16 protein-coding genes and 1 other annotated feature are annotated in these 15,583 nt (G+C 37.2%); of the genes, 3 read left to right on the forward strand and 13 right to left on the reverse strand.

Features of this window, described 5'->3' with window-relative positions; genetic code table 11:
- Positions 1 to 78 precede the first annotated feature (78 nt).
- Positions 79 to 285, forward strand: coding sequence for an alpha/beta-type small acid-soluble spore protein (locus F8153_RS08680; RefSeq protein WP_151865965.1), 207 nt, complete (start codon positions 79 to 81; stop codon positions 283 to 285).
- Positions 286 to 571: 286 nt separating this feature from the next.
- Here the strand turns inward: F8153_RS08680 and F8153_RS08685 are convergent, their stop codons facing one another.
- The 4 genes from F8153_RS08685 to F8153_RS08700 are packed head-to-tail and all read right to left on the reverse strand — an operon-like array spanning position 572 to position 3,979.
- Positions 572 to 1,582 (reverse strand): electron transfer flavoprotein subunit alpha/FixB family protein, encoded by a 1,011-nt coding sequence (locus F8153_RS08685; RefSeq protein ID WP_151865966.1) that lies wholly within the window; start codon positions 1,580 to 1,582, stop codon positions 572 to 574.
- 14 nt (positions 1,583 to 1,596) lie between these two features.
- Positions 1,597 to 2,379, reverse strand: coding sequence for an electron transfer flavoprotein subunit beta/FixA family protein (locus tag F8153_RS08690; protein WP_151865967.1), 783 nt, complete (start codon positions 2,377 to 2,379; stop codon positions 1,597 to 1,599).
- A gap of 14 nt (positions 2,380 to 2,393) precedes the next feature.
- The gene (locus F8153_RS08695; RefSeq protein ID WP_151865968.1) at positions 2,394 to 3,533 is read right to left on the reverse strand and encodes an acyl-CoA dehydrogenase; all 1,140 of its coding nucleotides are present in this window, start codon (positions 3,531 to 3,533) and stop codon (positions 2,394 to 2,396) included.
- 29 nt (positions 3,534 to 3,562) lie between these two features.
- Positions 3,563 to 3,979 (reverse strand): MaoC family dehydratase, encoded by a 417-nt coding sequence (locus tag F8153_RS08700; RefSeq protein WP_151865969.1) that lies wholly within the window; start codon positions 3,977 to 3,979, stop codon positions 3,563 to 3,565.
- Between the two features lie 421 nt (positions 3,980 to 4,400).
- On the opposite strand from F8153_RS08700, the gene F8153_RS08705 reads away from it, so the two are divergent.
- Complete coding sequence (locus F8153_RS08705; protein ID WP_151865970.1) at positions 4,401 to 4,931, forward strand: DUF4364 family protein; 531 nt, start codon at positions 4,401 to 4,403, stop codon at positions 4,929 to 4,931.
- 43 nt (positions 4,932 to 4,974) lie between these two features.
- On the opposite strand, the gene F8153_RS08710 is transcribed toward F8153_RS08705, so the two are convergent.
- The 6 genes from F8153_RS08710 to F8153_RS08735 all read right to left on the reverse strand — a co-directional run bounded on the left by F8153_RS08710 (position 4,975) and on the right by F8153_RS08735 (position 11,901).
- Complete coding sequence (locus tag F8153_RS08710; RefSeq protein WP_151865971.1) at positions 4,975 to 5,910, reverse strand: YncE family protein; 936 nt, start codon at positions 5,908 to 5,910, stop codon at positions 4,975 to 4,977.
- 161 nt (positions 5,911 to 6,071) lie between these two features.
- Positions 6,072 to 7,373, reverse strand: coding sequence for a bifunctional folylpolyglutamate synthase/dihydrofolate synthase (locus F8153_RS08715; RefSeq protein WP_151865972.1), 1,302 nt, complete (start codon positions 7,371 to 7,373; stop codon positions 6,072 to 6,074).
- 73 nt (positions 7,374 to 7,446) lie between these two features.
- Entirely contained in the window at positions 7,447 to 10,104 is a 2,658-nt protein-coding gene (locus F8153_RS08720; protein WP_151865973.1) for a valine--tRNA ligase, read from the reverse strand.
- Between the two features lie 18 nt (positions 10,105 to 10,122).
- Positions 10,123 to 10,326, reverse strand: a complete 204-nt coding sequence (locus F8153_RS08725; RefSeq protein ID WP_151865974.1) for a hypothetical protein — start codon at positions 10,324 to 10,326, stop codon at positions 10,123 to 10,125.
- A 302-nt stretch (positions 10,327 to 10,628) separates the two neighbouring features.
- Positions 10,629 to 10,850 (reverse strand) — a binding site (T-box leader).
- Positions 10,851 to 10,898: 48 nt separating this feature from the next.
- Positions 10,899 to 11,438 (reverse strand): CDP-diacylglycerol--glycerol-3-phosphate 3-phosphatidyltransferase, encoded by a 540-nt coding sequence (pgsA, locus tag F8153_RS08730; RefSeq protein WP_151865975.1) that lies wholly within the window; start codon positions 11,436 to 11,438, stop codon positions 10,899 to 10,901.
- A gap of 142 nt (positions 11,439 to 11,580) precedes the next feature.
- On the reverse strand, positions 11,581 to 11,901 hold the full coding sequence (locus F8153_RS08735; protein WP_151865976.1) for a DUF7678 domain-containing protein: 321 nt from the start codon (positions 11,899 to 11,901) through the stop codon (positions 11,581 to 11,583).
- 142 nt (positions 11,902 to 12,043) lie between these two features.
- Between F8153_RS08735 and F8153_RS08740 the strand changes: the two genes are divergently transcribed.
- Positions 12,044 to 12,616, forward strand: coding sequence for an ABC transporter substrate-binding protein (locus F8153_RS08740; RefSeq protein WP_151865977.1), 573 nt, complete (start codon positions 12,044 to 12,046; stop codon positions 12,614 to 12,616).
- A gap of 121 nt (positions 12,617 to 12,737) precedes the next feature.
- Here F8153_RS08740 and F8153_RS16090 read toward each other — a convergent pair whose 3' ends face one another.
- The 3 genes from F8153_RS16090 to F8153_RS08750 all read right to left on the reverse strand — a co-directional run bounded on the left by F8153_RS16090 (position 12,738) and on the right by F8153_RS08750 (position 15,470).
- Positions 12,738 to 12,914: a hypothetical protein gene (locus tag F8153_RS16090; RefSeq protein WP_192929738.1), complete on the reverse strand. Its 177-nt coding sequence runs from the start codon at positions 12,912 to 12,914 to the stop codon at positions 12,738 to 12,740.
- 160 nt (positions 12,915 to 13,074) lie between these two features.
- On the reverse strand, positions 13,075 to 14,856 hold the full coding sequence (locus F8153_RS08745) for a serine hydrolase (protein WP_151865978.1): 1,782 nt from the start codon (positions 14,854 to 14,856) through the stop codon (positions 13,075 to 13,077).
- A 179-nt stretch (positions 14,857 to 15,035) separates the two neighbouring features.
- Positions 15,036 to 15,470: a hypothetical protein gene (locus F8153_RS08750; protein ID WP_151865979.1), complete on the reverse strand. Its 435-nt coding sequence runs from the start codon at positions 15,468 to 15,470 to the stop codon at positions 15,036 to 15,038.
- Positions 15,471 to 15,583: the final 113 nt, after the last annotated feature.

Genomic DNA, 15,583 nt, shown 5'->3' on the forward strand with positions numbered 1-15,583 from the left:
TTTACGAAGCTGGACACACTATAAATACACAGAAATACTGTGTTGAAAAAGATTAAGATTGAAGGAGGCGGAAAAACTATGGCACGAAGTAGAAATCGTATTGTTGTTCCCGAAGCTCGTCAAGCTCTTAATCAAATGAAGCTAGAAATTGCATCGGAATTAGGATTAAGTAACTATGAAGAAATTGATAAAGGAAACTTAACTTCAAGGGAAAATGGTTATGTTGGAGGCTATATGGTAAAGCGTCTCATTGAGCATGCAGAAAGAAGTATGTCAAATAAATAGATTTAAAAGAAAATGCCCTTCAGCAGGGCATTTTCTTTTGAGGTTATTGACCCCTATATTTTAAAACTGAGAAATTGGCTCTCGGTCAAAAGGCAGGATGAACTCAAAAATCACAGGTATTTTCAAAACTCACCTTCGGCTCAGACATTGAAAATACTATACTGTCATATGTTGGGGACTATCTCTCAGGGGTTATTGTATCTGTAATTTTCTCCTTCTTTTATTCTTATCTCCGCAGATTTCTCATTATTTAAAAAAATAGGGGTAGAAGAATCATTTTTGATATTTATTTAGCCTCTTTAAGGGCCTTTAACTCCTCTATAACAGCAGGAATAACCTTTTCTACATCTCCTACGATACCTACATCGGCCACCTCAAATATGGGTGCGGTAGAATTTTTGTTAATGGCTATGATTAAGTCAGAGTCCTCCATTCCTGTAACATGCTGAATGGCTCCTGATATTCCGCAGGCAATATATAAGTTGGGTCTTACGGTTTTTCCCGTTTGTCCCACTTGATAATCTCGATCGATCCATCCTGCATCTACCACTGCTCGAGAGCCTGAAACAAGCCCCCCCAGCTCTTTAGCTAGTAGTTCCAGTGTAGCAAAGTTTTCCTTCTTACCTAAGCCCCTTCCACCTGACACTAAAACCTCAGCTTCTTCAATTTTCATTTTTGCCTTTTCTTCTTTAACAATTTCTATAATCTCAACGTTTACATCCTTCTCCGTTAATTCCGATGACAATTCAATAATTTCTCCACTTCTACACTCATCTCGTTCCATTTTAACCATTACCCCGGGCCTCACGGTAGACATTTGGGGTTTATGATCGGGGCAGATGATGGTAGCCATAATATTTCCCCCAAAGGCGGGCCTTGTCATTAACAGATTTTTTGTGTCTTCTTCAATTTCAAGGCTAGTACAATCAGCTGTCAAGCCGGTATGGATCCTGGCAGAAACCCTAGGGGCTAAATCCCTACCAATCGCAGTGGCTCCCATTAAAATGATATCAGGCTTCCTCTCATTAATCACCTTAGTCATTACCTTCGTATAGGTTTCAGTCATGTAAACCTTTAGTAATTTATCCTCTACCACAATTACCTCATCTGCGCCATAATGTATTAACTCAGAGGCGATATCCTTCACCTGATCTCCCAACAATACCGCCGTTAGCTTTGTTCCCAATGAATCAGCTAATTCTCTACCTTTACCCAACAACTCTAAAGACACGTTTAGGATTTCGCCACCCCTTTGCTCAGCAAAAACCCAAACACCTTTATATTCAGATATAGCCATGGTATCCCTCCTATTTAGATAATATATTTTTCCTTTAGCTTTTCTACAATAATTTTAGCAGCTTCCTTAGAATCTACCTCATACAGCTTTCCTGCCGTCTTAGCCCCCTTGGTGAAGGATTTCTTCACCTTTGTAGGTGACCCTTGAAGGCCCAAATTTCCAGAATCTATTTCAATATCCTTTAAGCCCCATACCTCGACTTCCTTTTCTCTATAGGCATCCAATATCCCCATTACCGACATATAACGAGGTTCATTCATTTCCTTTAATGTAGTAATTAAACAAGGAGTATTTACCCTGACTAAGTGATAGCCATCCTCAAACATTCTTTTTAGGATTAGTTTATCTCCTTCTGTTTTTAAGTCTTCTACATAGCTTACCTGGGGTAGGCCGAGATGCTCTGCAATCTGTGGTCCAACTTGGGCTGTATCTCCATCAATGGCTTGCCTACCTGCGATGATTAAATCATAATCAATCTTACGGATAGCTGCAGCTAAAGTACAGGAGGTTGCCCAGGTATCAGCTCCTGCAAAGGCTCTGTCGGTAAGAAGAATGCCTCGGTCAGCCCCCATAGCTAAGGCTTCCCTTAAAGCCACCTCAGCCTGAGGAGGCCCCATTGTCAGGACTGTTACCTTTGCCCCCATCTCTTCTTTAAGCTTTAAAGCAGCTTCAAGACCACTTTTGTCATCGGGATTGATGATACTAGGTACTCCATCCCGAATCAGTGTTCCAGTTACAGGATCCAATCGAACTTCCGTTGTATCAGGTACTTGTTTAATACAAACAATAATATTCATCTATATATCCTCCTCTACTTTAACAAGTGAGCAGAAATAACCATTTTCTGCACCTCAGATGTTCCCTCATAGATTTCAGTGATCTTTGCATCCCTCATCATTCTCTCCACTGGGTATTCCCTCGTATATCCATATCCTCCATGGAGCTGTACGGCCTTTGTAGTTACCTCCATTGCCGTTTCTGCGGCATAAAGCTTCGCCATAGCTGCTTCCATTGAATAGGGCATATTATTGCTTTTATTAAAGGCAGCTTTATATACTAGCATCCTTGAAGCTTCAATTTTGGTATGCATATCTGCCAATTGAAATTGTGTATTTTGGAAGTATGACAGGGGTTTTCCGAATTGGCGTCTTTCTCTAACATATCCTATGGTTTCATCTAAAGCGCCTTGGGCAATACCTAGGGCTTGAGCAGCGATCCCTATCCGTCCGCCATCTAGGGTTTTCATTGCAATTCCGAAGCCCTTACCAACCTTACCAAGCAAGTTGGCCTTTGGAATCCTACAGTTTTCAAAAATTAACTCACAGGTGGCAGAGCCCTTTATCCCTAATTTCGCCTCTTTTTTTCCAACGGTAAAACCTTCAGTTTCAGCTTCTACTATAAAGGCTGATATTCCCCTTGTGCCTTGACTCTTGTCGGTCATGGCCATAATAATATATATATCCGCATAACCAGCATTGGTTATAAAAATCTTCGTTCCATTTAGAATATAATTATCCCCATCTAAAATAGCTGTGGTTTGTTGGGCAGAAGCATCTGTACCAGCATTAGGCTCTGTTAGTCCAAAGGCTCCTAGCTTTTCCCCCTTTGCCAAGGGAACTAAATACTTTTGCTTTTGCTCTTCAGTTCCAAACTCCAATATGGGTACTGCACATAAGGATGTATGGGCAGAAACAATCACCCCAGTAGTAGCACAAGCCTTCGACAGCTCTTCTACCGCCATAGCATAGGCTATATTGTCGCCACCTGCCCCTCCATATTCTTTAGGAATAGGAATACCCATAAATCCATATCTGCTTAACTTTTTAACAGTCTCAACTGGAAATTCTTCTCTTTCATCCACTTCTTCAGCATAGGGCTTAACTTCCTTTTCAGTAAACTCCCTATACATCTTTTGAAGCATCACATGTTCCTTTGATAAATTGAAATTCATCAATTCCTACCTCCTTTTAGTTGTTAGAATTATTTTGGGGGCATAACAAAAGCAGTTCCCGAAAGAACAACTTCATCATTTTGATTTTTACATATGGTATTGAACTTCACTCTATTTTTTTCAGCAATAATCTCTATTGCCTCTACTTCTGCAACAATGGTATCTGAAAACCGAACGGGTGCATGGAACCTTAATTCCTGGGATAAATAAATGGTTCCCGGCCCCGGCAGCTGAGTACCTAAAACAGCTGATATCAACCCCGATGTAAGCATTCCATGGACAATCCTCCCTTTGAAAAAGCTTTCCTTACTATAGCTTTCATTAATATGGGCTGGATTCAAGTCCCCAGTGATTCCTGCATATAAGTATACATCTGTCTCTGTTATGGTCTTTTGAAAAGAAGCCTTGTCCCCTATTACAATTTCAGATATTGTTTTTCCTTTCACAATGTATCCCCCTTATATTGTATTTTATTGTCGTTATATACGCAAGTGCTATGCCAAAAATAATGATTCATTATAATATATGTCATGGATCAATCAGTTAAGTCCAGAGATATTAAGGCTTTTATAAACAACCTACAGAATGCACAGGATTTTATTTGACAATTTTTATTTGTTTATTTTTTAACTATTTCCTTTACCATATGTCCAATATATGGACGTTTTTCTATCCCTTCAATCTACACTACTGTAATTCATCAAATTTTACTGATTGTATGATTTCACTACAGTGTCCAAATAATCGACAGTTACTATTTATATTCTTTAACTACCCTTAAAAATTTTTTTATCATGATATAACTACTTTTAAAATATATAAAAATGATTTAAACTAAATATATGGATTACTTAGGAGGGAAAAATTATGTTTGTACATTCATCTCAACAAATGGCAGAAAAGAAACTTTTGCTTTTATATATTCTAAAAGAGCTAGAAATCCCCGTTACTCAAAGTCAGATTACAGACTTCGTCCTAGAAAATGATATCATGAATTATTTCACTCTACAGCTGTTTCTTGGAGAATTAAAGGAATCAGAATTTGTTGTAGAAGAGGAAAGGAATTATAAACAGTATTTTGTAATTACAGACAAAGGAATTAGTACTTTAAACTATTTCTTAGATAGAATTCCTTCTTCTATGATCAAGAAAGTAGATGATTTGCTTCTTTCAAAAAAGGAAGAGCTTCAAAAGCAGGCAGAAATGTCAGCAGAGTACATAAAGCTTGGAGATTCAGATTTTCTGGTTAAGCTTCAAGTGGTTGAAAATGGTCAAACCACCTTTAACCTAAGTCTTAACGTGGCCAGTAATAAGCAGGCACGAGAGATTTGCGAAAACTGGAGGAATAATGGGCAGGATCTTTATGGAAAGCTGATCAATGTCCTTATAATAGACTAAACTAAAAAGCCAACTGTATTTTCAAAGGTACAGTTGGCTTTTATTATATGATTACGATGCTTGTAGGCTCTTTACCTACACTTATGGTTTTTTTTATGGTTTTATTCTTAAAATCAACTACATGAAGGGTATTACTATGGATTCCTGTTACATAAATTTCTTCTTTTTCATAGTCCATTTCTAAGCCGTGGGGCATTTTACCTACATTAATTGGTTCTTCGGCTTTATTTGCTTGTAGATTATAAACATGGAGGACATCCATATCCGAATCACTTATATATAATCGTTCATTTATCTTATCACAAGCAACCTCTACAGGCATCTTTCCAATAGCTATTGTATTCATAAGTTCCATGTCCTCAACTCTGTAGACAAATATCTTACCCTTACGCTGGTAAAGATGGCTATAATGAACTGCAAACAACAATTTACCGTCACTACTGAGCTTTAAATGCCATGGGTTACCATCCACCGAATAACACTTTCTCTTAATGTTTTTTTCAGTAATGATCTCAGTAATGGTTTTGGAACCTTGGTTGGCTACAAATAGTCTCTCCTGATCCTTTGATAAAACCATACCATGGGGCATTTGTCCGGTGGGTATCTGGAGGATCATCTTGAGGGAGTCCATTTGAATTACTGAAACGCTATTGGAATCTGAGTTGGCAACATAGATTAAATTATATTTCTTACATAAAACAACCTGACTGGGGCAGCTACCAACATATAGTATATCCGTCAGCTTTCCTGTAATTAAATCGATGATAGCTAAGCTATTATGATAGGTATTGGGTACATAGAGAAATTTTGTATTTCCTTCAACTGCGATGTGATGGGGTCCGAAATGGGCTGGAGGATACAACAGATTGTCCTTAATCAGGCTTATTCTCTTAATCTCCTTACCCTCCTTTGTATCTACAATTGAAATAGAGTCGTCATAATAATTAGAAATAATGATAACTCCACTATACAAATCCATCTAACCATCACCCCACATAACCAATATCACCAATACCAATCCTATTGTTGCCTATCTATATACTTATCTTATGAGGAATAAGGGGATGTGTGATTAAGAAATATGGAATTGTCAGATTTTATATCAGCTATATTGTTGGTACTAAAGTATCTTAAACTTAATTAATTGTTCATTGATCTAATATATCTTCTGGCCTCACCGATCATATATAATGAGCCGGCAACAAGCACTACGCCTCCTGCAGGGGTGTTACCAATGGCTAAGTCTACAGCCTTGGCTATGTCATTCTCAGCAAACAATTCCTTTCCAAAGGCCGTAAGCTTCTCAGCTAGATTATTAGCATCCATAGCCCTTGGATTGTCGGGCTTTGTGGCTATTACCCTGTCAACTAAAGGAACTACAAGGGAGGTAAAGCCTTCAACATCCTTATCCTGCAGCATTCCTAAAACCAAGGTTACAGAATAATCCTTAAGATATAGCTCTATACTATTCTTTAAAGCAACGGCACCATGAATATTATGGGCACCGTCAATGATTATCAACGGGCTCTGACCTACAATTTCTAGACGACCTGGCCATCGGGTATTTTCCAAGCCCTTATATATGGCAGTTTTAGAAACCTTAATATCCGCCCTTCTCTTTAATACCTCAATAGCCGTTAAGGCTGTGATTGAGTTATATATTTGATGCTGACCGATCAGCTTAATTTTTAAATCCTTATATTCCTCCCCCAATATGGTGGTGGTGAAACTTTGTTCTTCTATAGAAGCCCTATGAAGGATTATATCCTCAAAATTAGCCACTTCTAGACTACTTTTTCTCTCTTTACATACCTCTTTAAAGACCTCTATAACACCTGGTTCCTGAGGATAAACAACCGTTGGACAGTTTTCCTTTATAATCCCGGCCTTCTCAAAGGCTATTTTTTCTAGGGTATCGCCTAAATACTCCATATGATCGAAGCCTATAGGGGTTATTATTGATAACAAGGGATTTTCAACTACATTTGTTGCATCCAATCTACCTCCAAGCCCTACCTCCAGCACTAAGAGGTCTATAGCTTCTTCTGCATAATAGTAGAAGGCTATGGCTGTTACCACCTCAAATTCAGTAGGATGATTTCTTCCTTCCTGAACCATCTCTTCAATTTTCTCTTTAACGATTTCTGTAATCCTTGCCAGTTTTTCTTCGGCTATATTCTCTCCATTAATCTTTATTCTTTCTGTAAAGCTTTCTAAATAGGGTGAAGTATATAAGCCTACTCGATATCCCTCCTCCATAAGAATTTGATGAAGGAAGGAGGCTGTAGACCCCTTACCATTGGTTCCGGCTATATGTATAACCTTTAGCTTCTTGTGGGGATCCCCTAACATACTCAAAAGATATTTAATATTTTCTATTCCCAGCTTACTACCAAATTTGTAGGTCCCATGAATGTGTTCTAAAGCTTGCTGATAGTTCATTTTTCTTCCTCCACTTCATTTATAATGGGATTAGAAGGGTTCATTCTTCTAATCCCAGATGTCTTATCTACTCTTAAGCCTTACCCTTTAAAGAAGCCAATCTCTCCAACACGGTATCCAGCATTTGCTGATATTTTGTTTGCTTTTCTCGCTCCTCCTCAATCAGCTTTTCGGGAGCCTTCTTCAAGAAGCCTTCATTGGAGAGTTTTCCAACTACCCTCTTTATTTCTCCCTCTAGCTTTTGCTTCTCCTTCTCTAAACGTTCAATTTCCTTTTCAAAGTCAATTAGATCCTCTAGAGGCAGGAATATCTCTGCTCCCTCTGCAACGATGGAAACAGAGTCAGCTGGGATTTCTTCCTTACTGTCAACCAATTGGATTTCTGAGATATTTGCAAGGGTAAAGAAATACTGCTTAGCACCTTCAATAATCTCCCCCACTTCAGCCTTTGAAGGCAACACTGCCATTTTAGCCTTCCTTGATGGGGCAACATTCATTTCTGCCTTAACATTTCTGATACTCTTTATGATTCCCATGATTAGATTCATTTCTTCCTCAGCTTTGTAATTTACTTCCCCTTCATTGTATTGAGGCCAAGGTGAAACAATAACGTCACCCTTTACAGTGGCTAGGGTTCCCCAAATCTCCTCTGTGATAAAGGGCATAAAGGGATGTAGAAGCTTTAATATGTTTTCTAGTATATAGGTTAATGTGTATTGTACGGTTTTTCTGTTTTCTTGATTTTCACCATAAAGTCTTGGTTTAGTCAATTCAATGTACCAGTCACAATACTCGCTCCAAATAAAGTCATAGAGCTTTTGGGCGGCTAAACCTAGCTCAAACCGATCCATATTTTCTGTTACTTCCTTAATGAGCTGATTCATACGTGACATAATCCAATGGTCTGCTGTAGTGAAATTTGCTTCTACTGAGGCTCTATCAATATTATCTACATCAAGGTTCATCAATACAAATCGTGTAGCATTCCATAGCTTATTGGCAAAATTCCTGCTGGCCTCTAGTTTTTCCACATGGAAGCGCATATCATTTCCTGGAGAGTTGCCAGTTAGCAGAGTGAATCTTAATGCATCTGCACCATACTGATTTATGATCTCCAAGGGATCTATACCATTTCCTAGAGATTTACTCATCTTTCGCCCCTCAGCATCTCTAACAATTCCATGCATGAATACATGCTTGAAGGGTACCTCCTTCATAAATTCCAATCCAGAAAAGGCCATCCTTACAACCCAGAAAAAGATTATATCATATCCTGTTACCAAAACATCGGTGGGATAGAAGTATTCCAGCTCCTCTGTTTTCTTAGGCCATCCGAGAGTTGAGAAGGGCCATAGGGCTGAGCTAAACCATGTATCTAAAACATCCTCATCCTGCTTAAAGCTAGAACCCTTGCATTTTTTACAGCTATTTGGTGCCTCCTTAGATACTATCACCTCACCGCAATCCTGACAGTAGTAGGCAGGTATTCTGTGGCCCCACCAAAGCTGTCTTGATATACACCAATCTCTAATATTCTCCAGCCAGTGGAGATAAACCTTAGAAAATCTTTCAGGTACAAATTTAATTTCTCCATTCCTAACGGCTTCAATTGCCGGTTTGGCCAATGGTTCCATTTTAACAAACCATTGAAGGGAGGTTAAAGGTTCTACAACGGTATTGCATCTATAGCACTGGCCTACACTGTGGGTATGGTCCTTTACCTTTACCAGTAAGCCAAGCTCCTCTAAGTCTTTAACAACTTCTTTTCTAGCAGCATATCGATCTAGCCCTGCATATTTACCACCCTTTTCATTGATGGTGGCATCGTCATTCATTACAACTAATTGTGGGAGATTATGTCTTAATCCTACCTCAAAATCGTTGGGGTCATGGGCTGGAGTGATTTTTACCGCCCCAGTACCAAATTCAGAATCTACATAGTCGTCGGCGATTACTGGAATTTCTCGATTCATAAGGGGCAGCATTAGGGTTTTTCCAATGAGATCCTTATATCGCTCATCTGTAGGGTTAACAGCTACTGCTGTATCTCCCAGCATGGTTTCCGGCCTAGTTGTAGCGATCTCAACATATTTACCCTCCATACCTACTACAGGGTAGTTAATGTGCCAAAAGAATCCATTTTTATCTTCATGCTCAACTTCGGCGTCTGATAATGAGGTTTTACATTCAGGACACCAGTTGATAATCCTATTTCCTCTATAGATTAAGCCTTTATTATATAGCTGAAGAAACACCTCTATAACTGCGTCATTTAGCACCTGGTCCATTGTAAATCTTTCTCTAGACCAATCACAGGAGTCGCCAAGCTTTTTCATCTGTTCAACTATACGGCCTCCATATTCTTCCTTCCACTTCCATGCCCTTTGAAGAAAGCCTTCTCTACCAACATCCTGCTTTGTAAGTCCCTCTTCTTCTTTTATTTTTTCCACAACCTTAACCTCTGTGGCGATACTGGCATGGTCTGTCCCGGGCTGCCATAGGGTTTCATAGCCCTGCATCCTCTTCCATCTAATTAATACATCCTGAAGGGTATGATCTAGGGCATGACCCATATGAAGCTGTCCAGTAATATTTGGTGGTGGTAACACGATTGAATAGGGTTTTTTATTAGGGTCCACCTTTGGTCTAAAGTATCCCTTTTCTTCCCAGCTATGATAAATGCGATCTTCAAAATCCTTTGGATCATAGGTTATGGATAAATTATTGATCATAAAAATTCCTCCTTTAATTTATATAAGCCTTAAAAATTCTAGCCTCTGGGGAAACTGTGCAAAAAACATGATGATTGCACCGATTACTGCTAAGGCTAAGCCGCTTAATTTGACTACTAAAATGCCTTTGGTGGTTGTTATATTAAATATTTTTATTATTGGTACTGTGGCATATACTAGAACTGCCCCCAATAGTAGCAGAAATATACCAAAATTGAACATGCTATCAACACCTTTCTAAAAGTAATGTTAAATGTTGAATGTTGAATGTTGAATGTTGAATGTTGAATGTTGAATGTTGAATGTTGAATGTTGAATGTTGAATGTTGAATGTTGAATTATTGAAGAAATTTTATCATAAAAATTTCTATTATTGTCTTTTAGGGTAAAAATAAATTCCAAAATTGAAAATTAAAATCTAAATAACTCCTTAACTCACCTATCAAGTAGCCATCTCATTTTTTTTACTTTTTATTTTTTACTTTTCATTTTATTCCCCCAATTAAAAAATCCCTCCATCCTAAAATAAGGACGAAGGGTTTGTTTTCGCGGTACCACCTTAATTCCTACACTAAATAACGTATAGGCTCTTTATAAATTTAACGATTTCCCGTTTGCACCTACTTTGGTTCAGTGCAAAAGCTCCGAAGCTACCTTCAATATCCATTGTCCTGAAAAGCCTTTCAGCCACGGGCTCTTCTCTCTTAAGGAATTTGATATCTACTCCTCTTCATCTAAGCTTATTAAATATTTTTTTATTATTAGAATTTATTATATTTCTTTTTCTAAAATTGTCAAGGTGTATTTTGAATTTTTCTTTCTCGAACCTCCTTGAGACCAAGCTTTAGGTAATTTAGAAAAGCAAAGGCAGCAAAAAACGCCATCAGGGAGATAATGGTTGTGGCCAATGGTAGATCAAAGACAAGCCATGTAATGGCAAAATAAAATAGTACAGTAGCCTGCTTACCGTACCTATTGGCAGGTATTACAACTTTACCCATCCTATGATAAAGAAATAATCCTCCTGCCACCATCAAGGTTTCCTTTATCCCTACAACAAAGGTGATCCATGTAGGGATAAATTTTTTGATGGTAAAGGATATCAAAACCGTCATTTGCATTAATTTGTCTGCCAGTGGGTCCATAGCCTGGCCCCATTTTGTAACTAAATTATATTTCCTTGCAATATATCCATCTAGAACATCGGTGATTCCAGCCACCAAAAAAATGATTAAGGCATAAAGGGTGGAATTAGGAGATGAGGAAAAAAAGACGAGAATGAAGACTGGTATAAGTGCAAATCGTAATATTGTTAATAGATTTGGTATATTCATTCTACCCCTCTTTTCTATTTAGTCTAATTAATATTCTATCTAATAAATCATTTATTATTTATATTCGACAAATCAGATTGAAAATATTTATGTGGCTTATATTCCATATTATAGCATTCAATCAAAAAAATCAAACAATCTATTACTTTACTAATCTTATTGAGTAAATTCTGTCTAGGTATTCAACTAAATATCGAATCATATCCTCATAGCTGCTATTAAAAACATCCCACTTCCTTTTATAGTTGGCGTATATCAATCTCTTAGTATAGGAGGACATAGGTATATCCTTATAGATACATAGCCGTGAAATTCTACCTGTGCCCTCATTAAGACTTATTGGATCTATCCCATAATCTACATTATCCTTATGTACCAATGCATACCATTGGAAGTGATCAATTTCTCCCTTTATATATCCATACCGATTTTTACCCGGCGAAAGCTTTATGCTCCAAGACATGCCATCCCCTCCATATCTTTACTTTTATTACAGTTGTATATATAATTTTATGCCTGTTTATTAAATCCTATTCAAAGGAACACATGCTAATGCGATGAATATAATGGATTAGTAGGCTAAATATTTATAAGAGGTGATATGAATGAGAAAATCTAAGCTGTTGTCGTCACTGGCCATCATCATCATAATTTCATTGGTTGCATTTATGGGTTGCCAGCAAAAAGAAGAGGGTTTAACCAAAATTAGACTTATGGAGGTTACCCATTCAGTATTCTATGCTCCTCAATACGTAGCGATATCTGAGGGCTTCTTTAAGGAAGAAGGAATCGATATAGAGCTGATTGATGGAGGCGGAGCAGACAAAACTATGGCTGCATTACTTAGTGAACAAGTGGAAATAGGCTTTATGGGACCCGAAGCATCCATTTACGTATTCAATCAGGGTGCAGAGGATCCTGCCTTAAACTTTGCTCAACTTACTCAAAGGGATGGTTCCTTTATCGTTTCAAGGGAAGCTGATGAGGATTTTACCTTCGAAGATTTAAGGGGTAAGGAAATACTAGGGGGAAGAAAGGGTGGAATGCCCAACATGGTGCTAGAATATGTTCTCAAAAATAACAATTTAGTACCAGGAAAAGACATCAATGTAAGAACAGATGTGCAATTTGCAGTTATGGCCGGCGCCTTTGTAGGGGGCGAAGGTGATTATACATAGTCTTTTACATGATAACCCCTTAGTCATTAGGACCCTATATCTAGTTTTAGTCAAATAGAATAATGCCCATCTAGGTGGGTTATAACCTAAAGGGCATTATTGTGGGTTCCTCTTTTACAACTTAATCTTGATACCCAGATAGTTGTTGTTGGGCATTGTTCAGTGCGTTTATGGCTTGTTGAATCTTGTTTTTATTATCTGGTTTTTCTGCTGAGCTTAGTGCTTGTTGTAATGTACTTACTGTACTTTGTACTGATGTCATACTCTGGTCTACATATTGCTTAGCTTTTCCTGGCATATTGAAGACACCTCCTTTAATATATATTCAAGATTAGTGTCTCCGATAAGGAAGTAACTATTCTCTATTTATAAAGATAACGAAAAAAAGAAGACACTGTTGTGTCTTCTTCTAGAATACTTATATGAGTTCCCCTCACAAAAGGAGTCTCTATCTGAGTCTATTCTAACAATTGTGCTGTAAATTGTTGCCCTGCTTGATAAAGAATGAACTCCTTTGGTGTATCCTTACTGTCAAATTCAATCGCTATACCGAAGGATGAAGATTCGTATTTTGTTTCTGATAATGGTTCTAGTTCGATGGCTGGTTGGCCCTCCCCTTGAAGCATTAGCTTCCCATCTTTTACAAAGATATCAATCACAAGGAGATCTTTGATTTCGTAGGTACCAGTATATTTACTTAATTGTTCTTCAGATACTGTAATATAGGTAAGCTCTCCTAATGGAGCTACTACGTTACCCTTTAATATACTTGCAATGTTATATTTAATACTTGTAAGGTCTGCATACCCTTTGTTAGTAAGAATAATAATCTGAGTATTCTCATCGGTGAAAATCGCATTTTCACTTGTAAATCCAATTGTATTACCACCATGGAAGATTTCTTCTCCATACTCCTCACTATAGTTAAACATTAATCCGTAACCATAGGGTGCCAATAGCTCCATATCTGGCGACTTTCCATACATTTTAACTAGACCATCAGTAGATACAATCTTTCCCTCATGTAAAGCCCTGTTCCATTTATAAAGATCTTGTGCAGTTGAGTGTAAAAATCCAGCACCATAGGCCACATTCAACAATAAGCTATCAGCAGTGTCTAGTACAACATCCATATTGCCTGAATAGCCATTGGCCTCTACAAGCTTATCCTCTAGTTTGAAAGCTACACCTGTATTCTCCATTCCAAGAGGGATGAAAATGTTATCTTGTAAATATTTTTCTAAGGTTTCACCAGAAACCTGTTCTACAATCTCCCCTAAAATAAGATAGCCCGTATTGGAATAATTCCATCCCTTTCCAGGTTCAAAATCCAATGGTTTATCTTGTATCAAGGAAATGATTTTTTCAAAGGTTAATTCTGATATATCCATACCTGCAAACTCAGGTAACATCATTGTATAATTATAAAGCCCCGAGGTATGGGTGAGGAGCTGATGTATGGTTATTTCGTCGCCATAAGAAACCTCACTAAAATACTTAGATACTTTATCATCATAGGATAACATATTATCTTCAGCTAGCTGAATAATAGCAGCTGCAGTGAATTGTTTAGTCACAGAACCAATTGCAAAGGTTGTTGTATTAAAGGCCTTTATATGATTTTCATAATCTGAATACCCATAGGAACGATCTATTAGAACTTGGTTATCTTTAGCTACTAAAATCTGTCCCGAGAAGTTTCTATGAAGCTCAAGACTGGTTAGGTATGAAACTAAAGCATCTTTAGTATTCTGTTGAGAAGCGGTTAACTCAAGGCTTTCTGTGTTTACAGATGGTTTCTGCAAACTGATTGCTTTGGTATCTGCATTAATCTCAAATCTAGCTCCTAATATTTCACTGATGAATTCATAGGTTACATAGATCCTTGATTCTTTAAATTCTATGGGATAGTCTAACTTCTTTTCTACCCCATTTACCGTCACTACCTTTGTATTTGGATTAATCCATATCTCATCTTGATCATCAATAACACTGGCACTATTTTTCGTTGGCTCCCAGCCTACTTCAGCACCTAGCCCCTCACTGATTAATCTCAAGGGATACATGATTGTGCCATCTTCTGAGATATAGATTTCATAATTCGTTGCGTCAATTATCTGTCCGTCAACGCTGATTAATGGATTTATGTTGTTAGCTTCCGATGTATTAAATGCAAATGTAGAAACTGTGGAGAAAATTAATACTAAGATTAAAAAAAACAACAAGAGCCTTTTTTTCATTTTTAACCCTCCCAAATCATATTGAGGATTTATTATTTTTTAATAGATAACTACTTTATATCTAATATAAAACAATAGATCCTTATAAGTTTTTCCTTATTTAGTATATCATAGAAAGCAACGAAACAATTCTTAAATAAATGTAAATCCTTATCTCTAGGAATTTTAGCAAAACAGCTCTATATATCCAATTCTAGGGCTGTTTCCCAACAGTTTTCAACCATCTTGCAAAAATCATCATAAAATTGTTTATTCCCTTTAAGATGTAGGATTAAATCAGTTCCATCCATATTATAATCTTTGTCCTTGTAACTTCCAGATATGAAAAAGATGTTCTTTTCAATCATAATAAACTTATACCTACATTTTGCATTTACTCTTATATGCTTATGATAGTCCTCTACTCTTTCTAAGAAATAAAGCTTATGATCAAGATGGGAAATAAGAAATCTGAGATTAATATTGGGTTGGCTCTCAACAATACTATTTATTAAATTAAAAATATCCTCATCAAAAATACTCGATAAAAGGATCTCATGAACTTTTCTACTTTTACCTACTATCGCCCTAATGGTTTTGATTAATTCTTCCTTTCCAGTAATTAGTTTTACCACTATACCCTATCCCTCCTATTATATTTTAAGCTTCTTATTAAACTTCATAACCTTTATGTTTGAACAAAAGCATTTCATGAGTTAATTTTGGATGGTTAAAATGCTTTTGTTTT

Source organism: Alkaliphilus serpentinus, assembly GCF_009017255.1.
GTDB lineage: Bacteria > Bacillota > Clostridia > Peptostreptococcales > Natronincolaceae > Alkaliphilus_D > Alkaliphilus_D serpentinus.